Consider the following 18,656-nt stretch of genomic DNA (forward strand, 5'->3'; position numbering starts at 1 on the left):
CACTTATGCTAACCTTTCTTCGTCAGGAAATACAGCTTTTTGTTCTCATCCTTTTTTGGGTGTTGGCCTCAGCATTCATACCAGTGCTGGTCTATGGACTCTTGCCGCTATCCATACTGATCTTCAGACATAGAGAACATTTTCCGGAGATCCTGTTCGGCTTCATCATGGTTCTGGTGCTCTCCGATGCACATAAGGATATTCACGCACTCAACGCATTCAAGAATGCGAAGAATGTTTATATCGTGTTCATGAGTTTGCTCTTCCTCAATGATTCCGGACGTTATTTGCCATTAGCAAAGGTCTTTACCCTTTTCCTGCCCTTTTCCATTTACAGTATTTTCCCATTGGTTTTTTCACCTTCTCTGATCATTAGTGTACAGAAGACCCTTTCGTATTCTTTGCTGATCCTTGTTGTGCCCAATTACGTGCTGTATAGTTTTCGAACGCAGGGCTGGCCTTTCATGCGGAACTTGATGCTCTTTTTAATGTCCGTCCTGATCATTGGGCTGTATTTTCGATTGGGTCCGGACGGGTTCGTGAACGGACGCTTCCGTGGCATTTTCGGTAATCCGAATGGACTGGGACTCTATTGCTATTTGACAGCCATCCTATTCGCGGTCATGAATTCCATCAATCCGAAGCTTTTCCGGTATTGGGAAAAGTGGATCATTTATGGAGCGTTGCTCTATTTCCTGATATCCTCTGGATCACGTGCATCATTAATAGCATTGGGAATAATGTTCATTTTCCAACGATTCTTTTCGGGATCCGTATTCGTTGGGTTCATGGCCCTGCTCCTGTTCATAGGATTGTTTGAGTACATGTATAGCAACCTTGAAGGTATCGTCGCGTTCCTTGGTGCAGAAGAGTATTTCCGTTTCGATACGCTAGAGTCAGGTAGTGGGCGGTATTTTGCATGGGCGTTTGCTTGGGAGCAATTGCAGGCATACATCGTTTTCGGTGGTGGTTTCGGTACGGATGAGAATGTCATGCGTGGTTTTTATGAATATTTGGAAAGCATGGGGCATCAAGGAGGTGTGCATAACTCCTACCTCTCATTATGGTTCGACGTTGGGATCGTGGGCTTGGTCATCTACATGAGGAGCTTGTTCCTTGTGTTCATAAAGGCAAGTCGATTCGCACCGATGAGCATGGCCGTACTTTTTTCTGTACTCTTTTCAGTTACCTATGAGTCGTGGTTGGTGGGGTCTCTCAATCCGTTCACCATCTTGTTCGTTATTTCCATGACGCTGCTTTCCGAAGAAGAGATCGTTCTTGCCGATCCTGAATTCCAAGGTTCTGATAATGTGTTGAACGCGGAAGCTGAGAATGCTGTACCGCAAGTGCTACCGGGATATAAACCGAGTATTTAATAATGGCCAAAAAGAAGAATAAGAGCAAAAAGGTAGTATGGATCCTTATCGTTTCATCGATCTTGGTGGTCTGCGGCGGTTGGGTAGCTGATCGAATGTTGAAGCAGCGTGATCATCCCGGTCTTCGAACGTTCTTGTCACAGTGGTACCATAATTATCCAAAGAGTTTTGCAGTAGAGCCCAAGTTGCTATCAATAACAGTTGGTCAGTACGAACTGGATCGGTTGCAAAGTGTTGTGGATGCTGCAAGGGAACGAGGAGTTATCATACCGGAGGGTAATGATTACGTCTCCGCAGAACTTACCTCGGAAGGCAGGACATTCAAAGCTAAGATCCGCATAAAAGGAAAAATGACCGACCACGTGAAAGGCGATAAATGGTCGTTCCGTGTAATTGCAAAGAAGGACGGTGGATTCTTGGGTATGAAGCGCTTCAGCCTACAACATCCGGGAACACGGAATTACCTGTATGAATGGTTCCACCAACAACTTGCAAAAGGGGAAGGCATTGTGGCATTGCGATACGGTTTCATACGTGTGGAATTCAATGGCGAAGACCGTGGAGTATATGCGTACGAAGAGCATTTTGGTCCGGATCTACTGGAGAACAATAGTCGGGTAGAAGGCCCGCTTTTCCGGTTTGATCCAGGTCTTTTCTGGGCTCACCGGCTCAATGAAATGAACAGCCTGCGGTTCAATGAACCATTCGCGGAGTACCAAGCAGCAGCCGTTGATGCATATGGTACCGGAGGTTTGGCCAAAGACCCGAGGCAGCTCGGATATTTCGAAGAAGCCGTGGCGCTTATGAGCGAATTCCGCCACGCACGTTTGCCAGCTTCCAAGGTTTTTGATGCCGATAAGGTGGCCCGTCGGTTGGCGTTATTGGATATCCTTGGCGGTCATCGCAGTTTGGATTGGAGTGATGCCAAGTTCTACTATGATCCTGTTCTACAGCGGATCGAACCGGTTGCCTACGAGAGTTTCAGCGCACAAGCTATCGTTGATATTGCCGGTTCTGGACAATGGAGCGGCATACAAAGCCAAGCACTGGATATTCACGCCGCATGGTTCAGTGATCCGGTCCTGTTCCGTGCCTATATACATCATCTGGAACGTTTTGCAGATCCAAAATACTTGGATAGTGCTTTGGCCGCGTTGAAACCCGCATTGGATAGTGCTGCTGCGACCATCTATGCGGAGTTTCCTTACAAAGAACTCGAGTTGGATACCTACAACAGGAACAGACGTGTGATCAACACCATATTGGATGTGCCCAAAGGATTCCATGCGTACAGAGGAGGTACTAGGAACGATACGACCTCGGTCATTGCAGTACCCATCGTTACGCTACCGATCGAAGTCCATATGCTGAAACTTGGCAACGGAACAGAGGTTATGCCTGTAGGGCCGGCAATTGTACCCATTCGAACCCAGCGCAGGGCAGGAGATCCTTTCACCTTGAGATTTGCAACTGCCGATACCACCGTGTTCGCAAAAGATACCAAGTTGATCTATAGTGTCGTTGGTAGCTCGAAACTCCGTGAAATGAGCATTCTGCCGTTCGCCTTTGTTGACGGAATGAAAGCAGACGTTTGGCCGAATAAGGATCCTGCGCCATTGTCCGCTTTCAGTTTCTTGCGTGTTGATGAAGCCGCTGGAACGATCCAATTCGGTTCCGGAAACCATGTTCTGGACAAAGACCTGATCATTCCATCCGGCTATCGTGTCACTGGCAGTGCACCATTGCATCTGGATCTACAAAAAGGAGCACGGATCATTTCAAACTCGCCTATTGATCTGCTTGGTATGGAGGATGCTCCGATCGTCATACACTCATCCGATCGTAGTGGTGGGTATGTGCGACTACAGAATACGAGTGCGCCAAGTAAATGGCGGCACGTCCGTTCCGAGGGTATGGGTTCCTCGCCCAATACCACACAGGCATCACTCCAGTTCCAGGAAGCGGATATCACACTCCTAGAATGCACGATCAGCGAAGACCGCTCAAGAGATCTGCTTCTCGCAATACGTTCTTCCGTGGCGATCACCAATGGTCAAGTGCTAGGTGGTAAAGACCAGATCACATTGGTGTATGCCCATACCATGATCCAGAATTGCCGAGTAAATGCTGCGGGCGATGAAGCACTAGTGGTCAAAGGTGGTGATCTAATAGTGATGAACAGCCAATTGAACAACACCGCGGGCATTGGCATAAAGATCAGCGCAGCAGCGATCGTGTCCTTGGAGTCCGTTATCATCGGTGCTGTTAACAAGGGCATAGAAGTGAATGAGGCCAGTTTACTGAAGGCAAGTAACACGGTGATCACAAGCGCCGCCATAGGTATAGACGTTAACGGTGAGGAAATGCGTTACGGCCCAAGCACCGTGGATCTCGTCAAAGTGGATGCAACAAAGGCGGAAAAAGCGATCACCGTAGGTAAAGGCAACACAGTTAACATGGATGGTAAAGCAGTTGGTCCCCAGAAATGATCAGGATCGGGAAAATAGTGATAGGTTTTTTCAGCGCCGTGATGCTGGTGATCAATACGAGTGCACAAACATCACCGTTCAACGATAGGGCCGTGGTTCCTGCGGATAGCAGCGGCCATTTCCGATTGTTGTTCGGCGGCCATTTTCACGGATCCAGTTTTGGCAGAAGCGGTTATCCGGCAGCCACACTATTGGCCAATTTGGATACCATCAATGCACTCAATGCGACTGCTCTGCTAAGTACAGGAGACCTGTTCCTTAGTGCGGATAAGGACAGTGCAAGGTATGTTGATTCGTTCTTCAAGAAGTTGAACACACCGCTATTCAATGCACCAGGGAACCATGATGTTGAAGGGAAGGTCTACCTACGCTCGTATGGCCCTACCTACACATCCTTCGATATTGGTCCGGATCGTGTCATTCTGCTGGATACTGAGCTGAATAACGGGAATCTGGAGGGTGAGCAATTTGCCATGCTGCAAGATCGATTGGAGAGCTTCACTGGACAGAACATATTCATCGTTTCGCACCGTCCTATATGGTCCGAAAACAATGAACGGTATGCGCCTTTATTCGCTGGAAACACACGCTCGGCATTCAGCAACAATTACATGAAGGATGTTTACCCCTTGGTAAAAAAGGTAGCAGGGCGTGCCCAAGTATTTTGGATCAGTGGTAGCATGGCCGGTATGGCACCTGCCAGTATTTTTTTTCAGGAACACGCACCAGATATCACTTACATCCAGTGTGCTATTCGTGATGAACCACGGGATGCCCTGCTACTTGCAGAAGTAAAGAACGGCACGGTGGAATGGAAAGGCATATCACTGACCGGCCAAACATTGGCCGCTCCAACGACCTACAATGTGGATTATTGGCAGGCCCATCAAAGTAAGGTTCCTGAGTTCAATTGGAGACTAATACCATACTTGATCCGTTTGGCCGTTACCGGTCCACATTTCTGGTTCGGAGTGATTGTTGCCTTGATCAGTGGATGGGTGATCCGCAGAATACTAAAAAGAGGATTTTGATCATTAGAACCAAGTTTGTGCTCCGCTCGGATCGTGTGATAGTGATCGCCGTGAAATGGGGTAGTTATCGGATCTCTCATCTCAATGGATACTGGTCAGTGGGATCGGTATTCTCGATCAAACACTGCCAATTGAACCATTCATTCCCTGTTCAATAGTTTTACAACCTTATAAAAGCAATACATGGCACGTATTCTAGTAACTGGTGGCGCCGGCTTCGTAGCGAGTGATCTAGCGTTGAAATTGGCCGTGGATCCAACTAATGAGGTCGTCGTGGTCGATAACCTACTAACGGGTGATGTGCGAAAATTGCCACACAAGGGCATACCAAATTTACATTTCATCAAATGTGATGTGAATCATTTTGAGGACGTTAGTAGCGTTTTCTATGCCTATCGTTTTCAGACCGTTTTTCACTACGCCGCTGTTGTTGGTGTAAAAAGGACCACGGACAATCCGGTAATGGTGCTGCGCGATATCGATGGTATCCGGAACATATTGGATCTCAGCAAGAACACGGGTGTGGAGCGCGTATTCTACTCATCTTCGAGTGAGGTCTATGGAGAGCCTGTGGAGATACCGCAGAATGAACGGACAACGCCGCTCAATTCTAAATTGCCTTATGCGATCGTGAAGAACATCGGAGAAGCATTCCTCAGATCCTACCACCGTGAATACGGATTGGATTATACAATCTTTCGCTTCTTCAACACCTATGGCCCTCATCAAAGCCCGGATTTCGTTGTTGCGAAATTCCTGCGCGCAGCGAAGGCAGGTGAGGATATTACGATCTATGGTGAAGGTGATCAAACACGCACGTTCTGCTTCATCGATGACAATACCGAAGCGTGCTTGAACGCCTACCGGAACAAGGAAGTGATGAATGACGTCATCAACATCGGTTCCGATAAGGAATTCACGATCAAAGCATTGGCGGAATTGGTAATTGACGTTACAGGAAGTAGTTCCAGGATCGTTCATTTACCTGCTTTGGAAGAAGGTGATATGACACGTCGTATGCCGGATAACACACGCATGCGTGCACTTCTCGGACATGATCTACTACCGCTTAGACAGGGCCTGGAGAAGATCCTGAAAAGCATGCCCGTGAAAGCATAATGTGCGGGATAGCCGGGATCTACGGTATTGTGGGGCTTGATAAGGCTGAGGAAGTTGTTGGTCGGATGACGGATGCCATCGCGCACCGTGGGCCGGATGCGACCGGCATCCATCGCACATCAAATGCAATTCTCGGGCATCGCCGTCTCAGCATCATCGACCTTTCTGAAGCATCGAACCAACCGTTCCATAGTACGGACGGTCGCTATACCATTATTTTCAACGGAGAGATCTACAATTACCGTGAACTGCGGTCGGTATTGGAAAATGCTGAGCACCCATATAGTTTCCGAACGGGGTCGGATACGGAAGTGTTGCTGGCAGCGTACGCAGAATGGGGTACGAAATGTCTTGATCGTCTACAGGGAATGTTCGCATTCGCCATTTGGGATAATACCACTTCCGATCTTTTCATTGCACGGGACCGGATGGGCATAAAACCGCTCTACTACTACAATGCCAATGGACATTTCATCTTCGCTTCGGAGATAAGGTCGGTACTAGCATCTGGCCTTGTACCGCGTAAGCTGGATCGCAATGCACTCGTGGACCATCTCCGGTATCAGACGGTTCAAGCTCCTTCTACCATTATTGCAGGTGTGCGCATGCTTCAAGCAGGCCACTGGATGCTTATCTCAAGCAAAGGGATACAACAGGAACGCTGGTATGACCTTGTTGCTTCAACTTCGAAAGAAGCGGCCCATATGGCTCCGGAGGCTGTGTATAAAGAAGTAAAGCAACGCTTGTCCGTTGCTATAGAACGTCGGCTCGTTGCGGATGTGCCTTTTGGTGCATTTCTCTCCGGTGGCATCGATTCAAGCGCTATCGTGGGACTTATGGCGCAGGCCAGTAGCACGCCCGTTCATACGTTCTCGGTTGTTTTTGATGAAGAGGAATTCAGTGAGGAGCGGTTTGCGCGCATAGTCGCCGATCGGTTCAATACGAAGCATACGGCAATACGACTTCTGCCTACGGAGATGTTGCGCATGCTACCCGATGCCCTAGCGGCAATGGACCATCCAAGTGCAGACGGTCCCAACACCTATGTGGTTTCCAAGGTTACCAAAGAAGCGGGGGTCAGCATGGCACTGAGTGGCACCGGAGGCGATGAAGTGTTCGCTGGATATCCGGTATTCAAACGCAGTTTGGCGATGTACGAAAAGCGCTATTTAATGGCCCTGCCGAAGATTCTTCGAAAGGGAGCGGCGTCGATGATGATGCAACTAAAACCGGGGATAACCTCCAAGAAATTCGGTGAGCTTCTGCGTGCAGATAGCTTTTCAGTTCAAGATACCTACCCGGTATCACGGCTTACTTTTTCTGATCAGGACCTGAGCCGGCTCTTGGTCATTGCTGAACTTCCAAAAAGCAGTGTTGCTCGTTACATGGATGAAGTCATTCATCGCGATGGGGGAGCTGGGCTACCATTGCTCAGCCAAGTATCACTTGGAGAGATCGGAACGTACTTGCAGCATGTGTTGCTGCGTGATACGGATCAGATGTCCATGGCGCATGCCCTTGAAGTTCGTGTACCTTTCCTGGATCATGAATTGATCGAATTCGCATTAGGTGTACCGGATGAATTGAAATACCCACACACGCCGAAACAGTTGCTTACAAAAGCCCTAGCCGATCTGCTACCTGATGAAGTGGTGAACAGACCCAAAATGGGATTTGTAATGCCTTGGGAAGTGTGGATGCGGAACGACCTGCGTGCGTTCTGTACCGAGCGTCTGGAAAAATTGGGCCAACGAAGTATGTTCAGGAAAGGAGCGGTTCTGGAGTTGTGGGATCAATTCTTAGCCAATGATCCACGCGTCAATTGGTCTAGGCTCTGGTCCTTGGTCGTTCTGCAGGATTGGTTGCAGCGGCACGGTATCGAGGAATAATACCATTTAGTCATACAAAGGCATCCAAAGAGCGAGTAGGTCGGATGATTTTGTATGACAAAATGGTATAAGACACTGCGAGCGGGCATTGTCTTACCCATCAAGCACACGAATTTCATGTCGCAATACAATTGGAGCCTGTGCACACTGCTGGCATGCTCACGCCATTTGCTGTTCAGCAACCAATGCAAAAAAGAAAAAGGAGGCTGAAAAGCCTCCCCCTTCAAAAAAATGTTGAACCCTACTGATCTAGAACTTAGCGCGGGATTTGCGTCCTACACGCTTGTTACCGCGGATCCAGTTATACCGTTGGCGGTAGAAGTTGGATTGACCACGCAAGACGTAACTGTAGGTCAAGGTCATTGTCAAATAACTATCATTATGGGACGCATCTCCACGCTGTGCTCCAGGACCATAATTTTTCGGATTCACGTAATCAGGCTGAACCGATTCCGGAAGCGCGTCGTATTCTGCTTGGGACATGGATTGGTTGGCGAGATCAATGGCCAATGGGCTGCTAAGATCAGCGGGGTCCGCATAAACAGTACTTGCATCATCCAAATAATCGCTGAAAGTCGTACGCCAGCCGAAATCATAACCGATCCGATGCCTACGCTTGAATGTTAGGTGCATTCCGATACCTGCAGGAATACTTATGCCGATATTGGAATAAGCCACATTTTCCGTTTCCAGAGGTTTCAGTGCATAGGACTCACCCTCACCGTTCAACTGTCCTTTAGGGTTGCTATAGTAAGCAGCTAGACCTACATATCCGAACAAACGGAAATCCGTCTTGTAGCGTCCGCTTCCACCAAGGTCATTGTCCTGAAATAAAGTGAACTCTGGACGAACATAAAGCTCGAACATGTCATTTCGGAAATTCAAGTTACGACCCACACGAGGGCGATATGTGGATTCAGAATCCCTTCCCTGAATACGGAAATAAAGAAGTCCGGCATTGATGCTGATCAACCGATTGATCTTACGACGCGCAAAACCGCCGATCGCCCAACGGGTCTGGTTCAGCTTCATATCCCATACAAAATCCCTGCGAGGTTGGTCTTTTCCACCCATCTCACCAAGGTAATTGGCACCACCCAAGTGGAGACCTACATCCCAGAGATACTGGGCATTAGCGTTCGATGTTCCCATGAAGAAAACACTGAGAACAAATACAGAACGAGTAAGATTACGGATCATTTCAGAGAAATAGGTCTACGGTCAATTGGGCAAACTTAATAAAGATCCCGTTACGCATACGTAATTTCCACAGAGAGGATATCAACATTGTGGAGAATCCATTCAAACTTGTCAAGAGCAGATACCTTTGCGACCACGATATGGTGACGTTTGATAGGATCCCTCGACTTTTTGGAATCAAATATCCTCTGGTCCAGGCTGGAATGATCTGGTGTTCAGGCTGGGAGCTGGCCTCAGCCGTGAGTAATTCAGGTGGTTTAGGTGTAATAGGTTCCGGTTCAATGTATCCAGATGTACTTCGAGCACATATTCGGAAATGCAAGGGCGCTACGAACAACCCATTCGCTGTGAATGTTCCATTGCTCTATCCGAATATCGAGGAGCATATGGCAGTGATCATGGAGGAAGAAGTGCCAATTGTCTTCACAAGTGCTGGGAATCCAGCGGTTTGGACGAATAAGCTGAAACAGAAAGGAGTGAAAGTTGTTCACGTTGTGAGCAGTACGAAATTCGCCCTTAAAGCTGAGCAAGCTGGTGTTGACGCAATTGTAGCAGAAGGGTTTGAGGCAGGTGGCCACAATGGGCGAGAGGAAACCACAACGTTGGTGCTGGTGCCGATGGTCTGCGATGCAGTGCAGATACCTGTAATTGCAGCTGGTGGTATATCAGATGGTCGTTCTATGCTTGCTGCCATGTGCTTGGGTGCCGATGGCGTCCAGGTCGGAAGTCGATTTGTTTGTTCCAAGGAATCTTCGGCGCATATAGGTTTCAAGGAACAGGTCGTCGCAGCAGGAGAAGGGGCTACACAATTGACACTGAAGGAGTTGACTCCGGTTAGATTATTGCGGAACTCCTTTTATAAGCAGATCGAAGAGGCCTATGCCAGATGTGCAACGCCCGAGGAGTTGCGTACTTTATTGGGTCGGGCAAGAGCAAAAGCAGGCATGTTCGAAGGTGATCTCGAACAAGGCGAGTTGGAGATCGGACAGGTCGCCGGGCGCATCGGAAATGTACTGTCAGCGCGAGAGATCGTTCAGGAGATCGTTAAGGATTTCAATAGGATGAAGAACAACTTGACCGGAATGGCGGACCTTTCATTCATTCAATAGGCTGAATGTGGCAACAAAGTGATCTGTTCGGACGTCTATATAACGTTGATCTGAATTAATGTGGCGTTTGGTCATACGTAGTGTTCTTTCGATCTGTATTCAGGTCGTGATCGTAGGTGTCCTCATTGCGGCACCTCTGGATCCGCCTGCTGTGCATTGCGCTAATGTTGATGCGAGCGGGAACGTTACGATTTCCTGGACACCGATCACCGATCCAGGCGGAGCGTTTCAGCAATACGACATTTACCACTCGGCACTTGTAGCTGGTCCCTTCGCTCCGCTTACCACCATCTTCGCGATCGGCCAAAGTAACTTCGTTCATATTGGGGCTGCGGCCGATGTAGGACCACAGTTCTACTACATCACCACCACCAATAATGCGGTGCCACCAGAGGTATCCATGCCAAGTGATACCATAGCGACGTTGTTTCTGCAAGTTTTTCAAAGCACCCCGCTCGGCAGTGCGAACCTGTCCTGGAATGCACCAGCCACCGCACCCACCGCGGATAATGAATTCTCCGTATGGTTGGAATACCCAATTGGAACGTGGTCGATATTGGGGAATGTAGCGGACACTGTATTCAGTTACCAGCATGTGGTGGACGTGTGTGAAGATTCGCTCACGTTCCGCATTGGTCTTTCGGACGCCACGGGGTGTACCTCTTTCAGCAACCTTAACGGCGACGTTTTCGCAGATGCAACACCCCCATCAATGCCCATTCTTACGGCTGTGACCGTGGATACGCTGACCGGCCTTACCTCCGTTATTTGGGCACCCAGTCCGGAACCGGATACGGACGGATACATCGTACTGTGGGTAACACCCACCGGAGGGGTGATCATCGATACATTATACGGACAGAACAATACCAGCTATACGTGGCTCAATAGTAATTCTGATATCGGAAGCGAATCATTTACGGTTGCAGCCTTTGATACCTGTGAAGTAGGAGTTCCTCCCAGCCCGAATACGAGTGCCACGCGTGCGCCCCACGGTACCGTTCATGTGGACGCACAATATGATCTTTGCGGAGCCCAGGTAGATCTTTCCTGGTCAGAATACATTGGGTGGGAAGTAGAGTCCTATCAGATCTACGCGCAGGTGGATGGCGGGCCGTGGAACGTGCTATCGACAGTGCCGTCAACTCAAACCGGATATGCTCACGACGTTGCTCCGGACCGTAGTTATTGTTATGTGATCATGGCAATTCGAGGAACAGGTGCAGTGACTTCATTGAGCAATAAAATATGCGTCCTTACTTATTATCCGAACGCGCCATCGTTCAATTACATCCAAACAGTGACGGTTACTGGTGAGGATCAGATCACCATAGTCGATAGTGTGGATATGAGTGCAACGGTAAGTGAGTATCGATTCGAGCGTTCCAGGGATGGTGGGCCATATCTCAGTATTGCGACTGCACCCGGTTCGTCAGGACCGACGATCACAATTACGGATAACGATGTGGAAACCTCCTTGAGCGGCTATCGTTACAGAGTAGTGGTGCAGGATAGTTGTGGTGTGCCGGCACTTACAAGCAACACAGGAGGTAGCATCCTATTGCGGGCAACACCGGACCTGAATGGTACCAACAAATTGGATTGGAACGGGTATGAGGATTGGGCGGGCAGTGTTGGTTCTTATACGATCTATAGAAGCGTAGAGGATTTGCCATTTGAAGTGCTCGCTGTTGTTCCTTCATTGCCATGGAAATATACCGATCCGGTTCAGGACCTCACAGCGACCGATGGGAAATTCTGCTACTTTGTAGTAGCCAGTGAAATTGGAAATCCTTCAGGTATCGATAGTACTTCCGTAAGCAATACTTCATGTGCCATACAAGAGGAATTGGTGTACATCCCGAACGCATTCGTTATCGGTGGATATAATCCGACATTCTTCCCGGTACTGTCCTATGTTGATGTGGAAGAATACGAGCTAAGTATAATCAACCGTTGGGGAATGGTCATTTGGTCCACCAACGATCCGGTCGAGCCTTGGGATGGCAGGATCGAGAGCGGATGTGCACCGATCGGTGTTTATGGTTATTACCTTTCAGTCAAGAATGGTGCAGGCCGTCACATCGAACGAAGAGGTACGGTAACCTTGCTTACTGCTTCAGAGTAAGACCTCCTTCCATTGTTCCATGGATCTAGGATCCCAGGACGTTTGAATTCGTTTTCTTGCCGTACTTTTGTGCATGGAACGATCCACGGCACTCCGGTCTGAACGGACCTCTCCGAAGGTTGCAGTTAAAAGCTATTCCCAAGAAGATAAATTCGTAGGAGAAGGACTCACGTACGATGATGTCTTACTCGTACCAGCATACAGTGAGGTGTTGCCTCGCGAAGTGGATATCCGATCTCAATTCACGCGTAACATCACACTCAATGTGCCGATCGTTTCAGCTGCGATGGATACCGTTACGGGTGCTGACCTCGCAATTGCCATAGCTCAACAAGGAGGTATTGGTGTAGTACATAAGAATCAAACGATCGCTGAACAAGCGGCCGAAGTACGACGCGTAAAACGTTCAGAAAGCGGCATGATCATGGATCCGGTAACACTCGATGAGAATGCGCTGGTCGGGGACGCATTGAAACTCATGCGGGAACACACAATCGGTGGTATTCCAGTGGTCAATGCGAGTAAAAAGCTCGTCGGAATTGTTACGAACCGTGATCTTCGGTTTGAGAAGAAAATGAACAAGCCTGTTGCTGAAGTGATGACCAGCAAGAACATCATTTCCGCGAAGCCGGATACCACAATGGCGCAGGCCGAAGAGATCCTTCAAGAGTTCAAGATCGAGAAACTTCCCGTGTTGGATAAGAATGGGACCCTTGTGGGCCTGATCACATACAAGGACATTTTGAAACTCCGTCAACGGCCAAATGCTTGCAAGGATAAACACGGCCGCTTGCGCGTAGCGGCTGCAATGGGGGTAACATCAGACTCTCTCGAACGTGCAAAAGCACTGCGCGATGCCGGAGTGGATGCGCTTGTGATCGATACTGCCCATGGGCATAGCAAAGGAGTTATTGAAATGCTGAAGAGCATAAAAGCGGAGATCAATGATGTGGATATTATCGTTGGTAACGTCGCAACCGGTGAGGCAGCATTGATGCTTGCTGATGCAGGAGCAGATGCCGTTAAGGTCGGAATTGGACCTGGTAGTATATGCACCACAAGGATCATCGCCGGGGTTGGTGTACCCCAGCTTACCGCTGTTCTGGATTGTGTTAAAGCGTTGGAAGGAACCGGTGTTCCGGTAATAGCGGACGGTGGTATTCGATACACTGGGGATATTGTGAAGGCGCTTGCTTGCGGAGCCGGCACTGTAATGGTTGGGTCCATGTTCGCTGGCGTCGAGGAAAGCCCAGGTGAGACCATTATTTATGAAGGGCGCAGGTTCAAGGCATACCGAGGCATGGGATCGATAGAAGCCATGCAACAGGGCAGCAAGGACCGCTACTTCCAGGATATGGAGGATGACATTAGGAAACTCGTACCTGAGGGGATCAGTGGTCGAGTACCGTACAAGGGCAAACTGGAAGAAGTCGTGCACCAGTTGGTGGGTGGTTTAAGAGCGGGAATGGGCTATTGTGGTGCGGGAAATATGGGGGCGTTAAGGAATGCACGGTTCATTCGGATCACCAATGCTGGCATGAAAGAAAGCCATCCGCATGACGTATTCATTACAAGGGAGGCGCCGAATTATAGTCACCTTTAAGTTCGTGGACCTATCTGGAATACGGTTCATGTCCAGTGGGTTTCTTGGGCAATAGCCGCACGAATTTCTTCAAGTTCGTCCTCTGAATGGACGGTTGACGTGCATAGGATCCGCATGGACCATGTATGCTTCTCCCTTAGCCAAGGACAGCTCATAAGGTGATCTGCATTAGCGTTGGATCTTTTTAACGGTACGAAAGTTGACGGCAACGTTGTTGATAACGGTTACATTTGCCACCCTTTCCGCCATTTGGAAGCATAACGAACGTGTGGAATAATTAACGTTATACATGCACATAGCAATGAAGATGCGAAAGTTCTATTCTCTGGCCCTGCTCGTGCTGGCCACGATCTCTGTTAATGCTCAGACCGAAGTGGCCGATCCGGTTCTTATGACCGTTGATGGCAATCCCGTTACGCGCGGTGAGTTTGAAGCGATCTATAAGAAGAACAATAAGGACGCAAGCGTGACCAAGGAAGCGCTGGATGAATACTTGGAGCTGTTCATGAATTACAAGCTCAAGGTTCGCGAAGCAGAGGCATTGGGTATGGATACCGTTACCAAATTCCGCAACGAACTTGAAGGATATCGCAAACAATTGGCCAGACCGTATTTGATCGATCGTGAATTGAACGAAGCACTCATGCAAGAGGCTTTCGGCCGTATGGGGCAAGAAGTTCGTGCAAGCCATATTCTCGTTTCAGTTGGGCCTGATGCAACACCGGAGGACACGCTGGTCGCATGGAAAAGGATCTCGGAATTGCGTGAACGCGTTGTGAAAGGAGAAGATTTTGCAGCCATAGCCAAGTCAAAAGGCGGGTCAGATGATCCTAGTGTTGCTAAGAATGGCGGAGACCTGGGGTATTTCAGCGCACTTCAAATGGTCTATCCCTTTGAAACTGCTGCATTTACTACTGAGGTAGGTCAGGTTAGCCATCCGGTGCGAACACGGTTCGGGTACCATATCATTAAGGTTTCGGACAAACGCCCGGCACGTGGTCAGGTGAAAGTGTCCCATATAATGTTGAGAAGTACGGAGGAGGATCCAAGTGAAAAACAAAAGACGGATGCTGACCGGATCGCTGAGATAAACCGCCAGATCAGAGCTGGTGAGATCTCCTTCGCAGATGCTGCAGTTAAGTACAGCGAAGATGAAAGTTCCAATACGAAGGGTGGGGAACTGCCAATGTTCGGTACGGGAAAAATGATCGAGGAGTTCGAGGATGCTTCTTTCGCTCTTAAAGCGGATGGCGATATCAGTGAGCCGGTAAAGACCCGGTATGGTTGGCATATCATCCAACGCATGGAATACAAAGCACCCCCCACGTTCGATGAAGCAAAGGGTGAACTGAAGAACAAGATCGGTAAGGATAGTAGAGCGGAGATCACGCGAAATGCCTTCTTGGAAAAATTGAAAAAGGATTACGGGGTGCAGGTTAAGAAGGAGAATATCAAACCGATCTATGCATTAGTGGATACTACCATCTTCATGAAAGGGCAGACACTGAATGATACGCTGATCCGTAAGAACTTGGAGGAAGGCATCTACAAAAAGGGTGGCCTCACCTACAAGCGTGAATTGTCGGGTATGATAAAAGATGGTAAGCTGGTAACCAGCCGAAGCAGACAATATGATGAACTTACCCAGACCATGGAAGACACGATCGTTGTGCGGGATATGGTTGAAGGTTGGTCCTATAATCGTGCTATTACCTCGAAGCTTACGAAACCCTTGGTGGTGATCCGTGATCGCACGTTCACGCAGAAGGACTTCCTCAATTCGTTGGAAGAGAAACAGCGACGTGAGCGATCCATTCCTGTAAAGGAATATGTTAACGCCAAGTTCGACGAGTTCGTGGATGAGCAGGTATTGAAATATGAGGACGAGCATCTCGAAGCGAAGTACACGGATTTCCGCATGCTCATGAAAGAGTACCGCGATGGCATTCTCCTTTTTGAATTGACCGATGAAAAGGTATGGGGTCGTGCTGTTAAGGACACAGCAGGTCTGGAAGCATTTCACACTTCACATGCAGATGAGTTCATGTGGGATACGCGCTACGACGTTGATATTTACACGTGTTCGGATGCGGCCGTTGCCAAGAGCCTCCGTTCGTTGTATAAAAAAGGAAAGCGTGGTGCGGAGCTTACCAAGGCCTTGAACGAGAACGACCCGTTGGCGCTCTCCATAGAGACCGGGCTGTATTCATTGGAACAGAAACCCTTCTTATCTCAGGTTACCAAGCCAGGGATGTCTTCTGATCTAGCTTTGGATGGAAGGGTGATAGTTGTGGATATGAAGAAGATCATACCACCTTCTCCGAAGACCTTGGACGAAGCACGCGGAGCGATAACTGCAGCTTATCAGGATAGCTTGGAAAAGGCCTGGGTAAGCGAGTTACGCGCAAAGTACCCCGTGGTCATTGAAAAGGACGTGCTCTATTCGATAAAGTGAGTCATTCTTTATGGCATCCTGAACTACAGCGGGATCGAACAACGATCATTGTTTCGGTCCTGGTACTTATGAGCTGTGGAACGGATGATACGAATGATCCAGTTCTGGCACGTGCATTCGATAATGAATTACATTGGAGCGACCTTAGGCAGGTCATACCGGTAAGCTCCACGGAAATGGACAGTGCTGCACTAGCTCAGCGATACATTACCAATTGGAGCAGGGATCAAGTATTGGTGCACAGAGCGGAGCAGAACCTGGGCGAGGAGCAGAAGGATTTTGTAGCTCAATTGGAAGATTATCGAAAGGACCGTTTGATCTATGCGTACGAAGAAGCATTGGTAAGCCAAAAATTGGATACGGTGGTAAGTGATCCGGAGATCGAAGCATATTGGAAGGAGAATGAAGCGGACTTTGGACTTAAGGATAGCATGCTCAGGGTCAGATGGTCGAAGGTTCACGGAGAGGATAAGCGTTCATTGGGTCGATTGAAGAAAGCATTCAATAGCAAAGACAATGAAGAACTTCGTGAATACGAAGTATGGCTTGCTTCGCGTGGTATACCTATAGTCGACCGTAGTTCGGAGTGGATATCGATCCAAGAATTGGGCACTGAGGTCATTCCAGGTCGATCAAGCTTAAGCGACTTGGTTACAGGTCCTGGTAAAATGGTGATCGAGAATGGAAGTGATGCATATTTCATGGATATATTGGAACTTCGTTCCCGGGATAGCGTTGCTCCACTGAATATGGTGGTGCAGGATATTCGATCCATTATCATCAATCAACGAAAGCTTCAGTTCGTTGAGAAGATCCGTGAAGACCTTTATCGCGAAGCGCTTGAACAGAAAGATGTTGAAATATTCTAAACTGCTCGTACTCCTTTTGGTTTTCGGTACCTGCGAAACAGGGACCGCTCAGCCACAAAGCCTTATGATCGATCGGATCATTGCGGTAGTTGGGCAGAAGCCGATCCTGGCTTCGGACCTGGTTGCACGAATGGAACAAGCACGACAGGGCGGAGATCTGGAACAAGGTGCTGACTGTGTTGAGCTTGAGGATCTGCTGTACGAGAAACTTCTATTGGAACAGGCCCGCATAGATAGTGTTGTCGTGGAAGAAGCTCAGGTCAACGCCGAGTTGGATAGGCGCATCCGGTATTTTTCTCAACAGATCGGCGGAGATGAAAAGCTTGAGGAATTCTACGGGAAATCCATAACGGAGATCAAGGCGGATTTCCGAACCCAGGTAGAAGATCAACTTCTGATCCAGAACATGCAGCAGAAGGTCACGGGCGATATCCGTGTTACACCGCGTGATGTGCAACGATTCTTCAATAACATTACCGCCGATAGTATACCATTCATAAATACGGAGGTGGAGTACGCCATGATCCTGAAAGTCCCCAAGCCCAATGAGGAAGAGGAACGCAGGGTAAGACGCAAGATCGATGAGTATCGGGAGGCCATCATCGCAGGAGAGAAGGATTTCTGCACCGTCGCCATACTTTATTCAGAAGATCCAGGATCAGCCAAGGATTGCGGACAGCTCGGTATGGTGCCATTAGGCGTAATGGTCCCTGAATTCGATGCCGTTGCAATGAGCTTGAAGGATGGTGAGATATCGCAGGTCTTCAAGACCCAATATGGATATCACTTCATGCAGTTGATCGAAAGAAGGGGTGAACAATACAACGCGCGGCATGTACTTATGAGACCACAAGTTGGTGCGCAGGACCTCCAAGGAGCAAGGGTCTTGTTGGATAGTCTGGTAAGTGAGATCCGTGCTGAACGGTTGGACTTCGAAAAAGCCGCGATCGATCATTCAGATGACGAGGAAAGCAAAGGGACCAACGGCCTGATGATCGAACCGAATTCGAATTCAGCAAGATGGGATCTTGGCTCCTTGGATCAACAAACGTTCTTCGTTCTGGATAAATTACGGATAGGGGATATAAGTGAACCTCAACTTGTTGTGCAGCAGGATGCCTCCAAAGCATACCGGGTATTGAAACTATTGGCTCGTACTGAACCGCACAGAGCGAATATGAAGGATGATTACCGATTGATCCAACAAGCCACGGAAGGCAAATTGCGCAGCGAGGCTATTGATGAATGGGTTAAGACCAGAGTAGGTAACACCTACGTCCGATTAGCGGATGATTACCGAAATTGTCAGTTTCTCCATGGTTGGAGCATTGCCATGACCAACGAGTGAGCATGGATTTTCATTTTTGTAACCTATATCGATCAACGTG

At 48.6% G+C, this 18,656-nt stretch carries 12 protein-coding genes; 11 read left to right on the top strand and 1 reads right to left on the bottom strand.

Annotated elements, in window-relative coordinates:
* The first annotated feature begins 5 nt into the window (after positions 1-5).
* The 5 genes from IPF95_11425 (at position 6) to asnB (ending at position 7,904) form a co-directional block, all read left to right on the top strand.
* On the top strand, positions 6-1,376 hold the full coding sequence (locus IPF95_11425) for an O-antigen ligase family protein (protein MBK6475300.1): 1,371 nt from the start codon (positions 6-8) through the stop codon (positions 1,374-1,376).
* A gap of 2 nt (positions 1,377-1,378) precedes the next feature.
* Complete coding sequence (locus tag IPF95_11430; GenBank protein MBK6475301.1) at positions 1,379-3,865, top strand: CotH kinase family protein; 2,487 nt, start codon at positions 1,379-1,381, stop codon at positions 3,863-3,865.
* A complete protein-coding gene (locus IPF95_11435) occupies positions 3,862-4,896 on the top strand; it encodes a metallophosphoesterase (GenBank protein MBK6475302.1) in 1,035 nt (344 codons plus the stop codon). The genes IPF95_11430 and IPF95_11435 overlap by 4 nt, the downstream gene beginning before the upstream one ends.
* A gap of 183 nt (positions 4,897-5,079) precedes the next feature.
* Positions 5,080-6,015, top strand: a complete 936-nt coding sequence (locus IPF95_11440; GenBank protein MBK6475303.1) for an NAD-dependent epimerase/dehydratase family protein — start codon at positions 5,080-5,082, stop codon at positions 6,013-6,015.
* The gene (asnB, locus tag IPF95_11445; GenBank protein MBK6475304.1) at positions 6,015-7,904 is read left to right on the top strand and encodes an asparagine synthase (glutamine-hydrolyzing); all 1,890 of its coding nucleotides are present in this window, start codon (positions 6,015-6,017) and stop codon (positions 7,902-7,904) included. Before IPF95_11440 ends, asnB begins: the two co-directional genes overlap by 1 nt.
* Before the next feature lie 249 nt (positions 7,905-8,153).
* Here the strand turns inward: asnB and IPF95_11450 are convergent, their stop codons facing one another.
* A complete protein-coding gene (locus tag IPF95_11450) occupies positions 8,154-9,104 on the bottom strand; it encodes a hypothetical protein (protein MBK6475305.1) in 951 nt (316 codons plus the stop codon).
* Positions 9,105-9,244: 140 nt separating this feature from the next.
* Between IPF95_11450 and IPF95_11455 the strand changes: the two genes are divergently transcribed.
* From IPF95_11455 to IPF95_11480, 6 genes are all read left to right on the top strand, one after another.
* Complete coding sequence (locus IPF95_11455) at positions 9,245-10,213, top strand: DUF561 domain-containing protein (GenBank protein ID MBK6475306.1); 969 nt, start codon at positions 9,245-9,247, stop codon at positions 10,211-10,213.
* 58 nt (positions 10,214-10,271) lie between these two features.
* Positions 10,272-12,341, top strand: a complete 2,070-nt coding sequence (locus IPF95_11460; protein ID MBK6475307.1) for a gliding motility-associated C-terminal domain-containing protein — start codon at positions 10,272-10,274, stop codon at positions 12,339-12,341.
* A 73-nt stretch (positions 12,342-12,414) separates the two neighbouring features.
* Positions 12,415-13,944, top strand: coding sequence for an IMP dehydrogenase (guaB, locus tag IPF95_11465; protein ID MBK6475308.1), 1,530 nt, complete (start codon positions 12,415-12,417; stop codon positions 13,942-13,944).
* A gap of 301 nt (positions 13,945-14,245) precedes the next feature.
* The gene (locus IPF95_11470; GenBank protein MBK6475309.1) at positions 14,246-16,399 is read left to right on the top strand and encodes a peptidylprolyl isomerase; all 2,154 of its coding nucleotides are present in this window, start codon (positions 14,246-14,248) and stop codon (positions 16,397-16,399) included.
* Entirely contained in the window at positions 16,396-17,268 is an 873-nt protein-coding gene (locus IPF95_11475) for a hypothetical protein (GenBank protein MBK6475310.1), read from the top strand. The genes IPF95_11470 and IPF95_11475 overlap by 4 nt, the downstream gene beginning before the upstream one ends.
* On the top strand, positions 17,216-18,616 hold the full coding sequence (locus IPF95_11480) for a peptidylprolyl isomerase (protein MBK6475311.1): 1,401 nt from the start codon (positions 17,216-17,218) through the stop codon (positions 18,614-18,616). Before IPF95_11475 ends, IPF95_11480 begins: the two co-directional genes overlap by 53 nt.
* The last annotated feature ends 40 nt before the right edge of the window (positions 18,617-18,656 follow it).

It is taken from the genome of Flavobacteriales bacterium (assembly GCA_016704485.1).
Lineage (GTDB): Bacteria > Bacteroidota > Bacteroidia > Flavobacteriales_F > PHOS-HE28 > PHOS-HE28.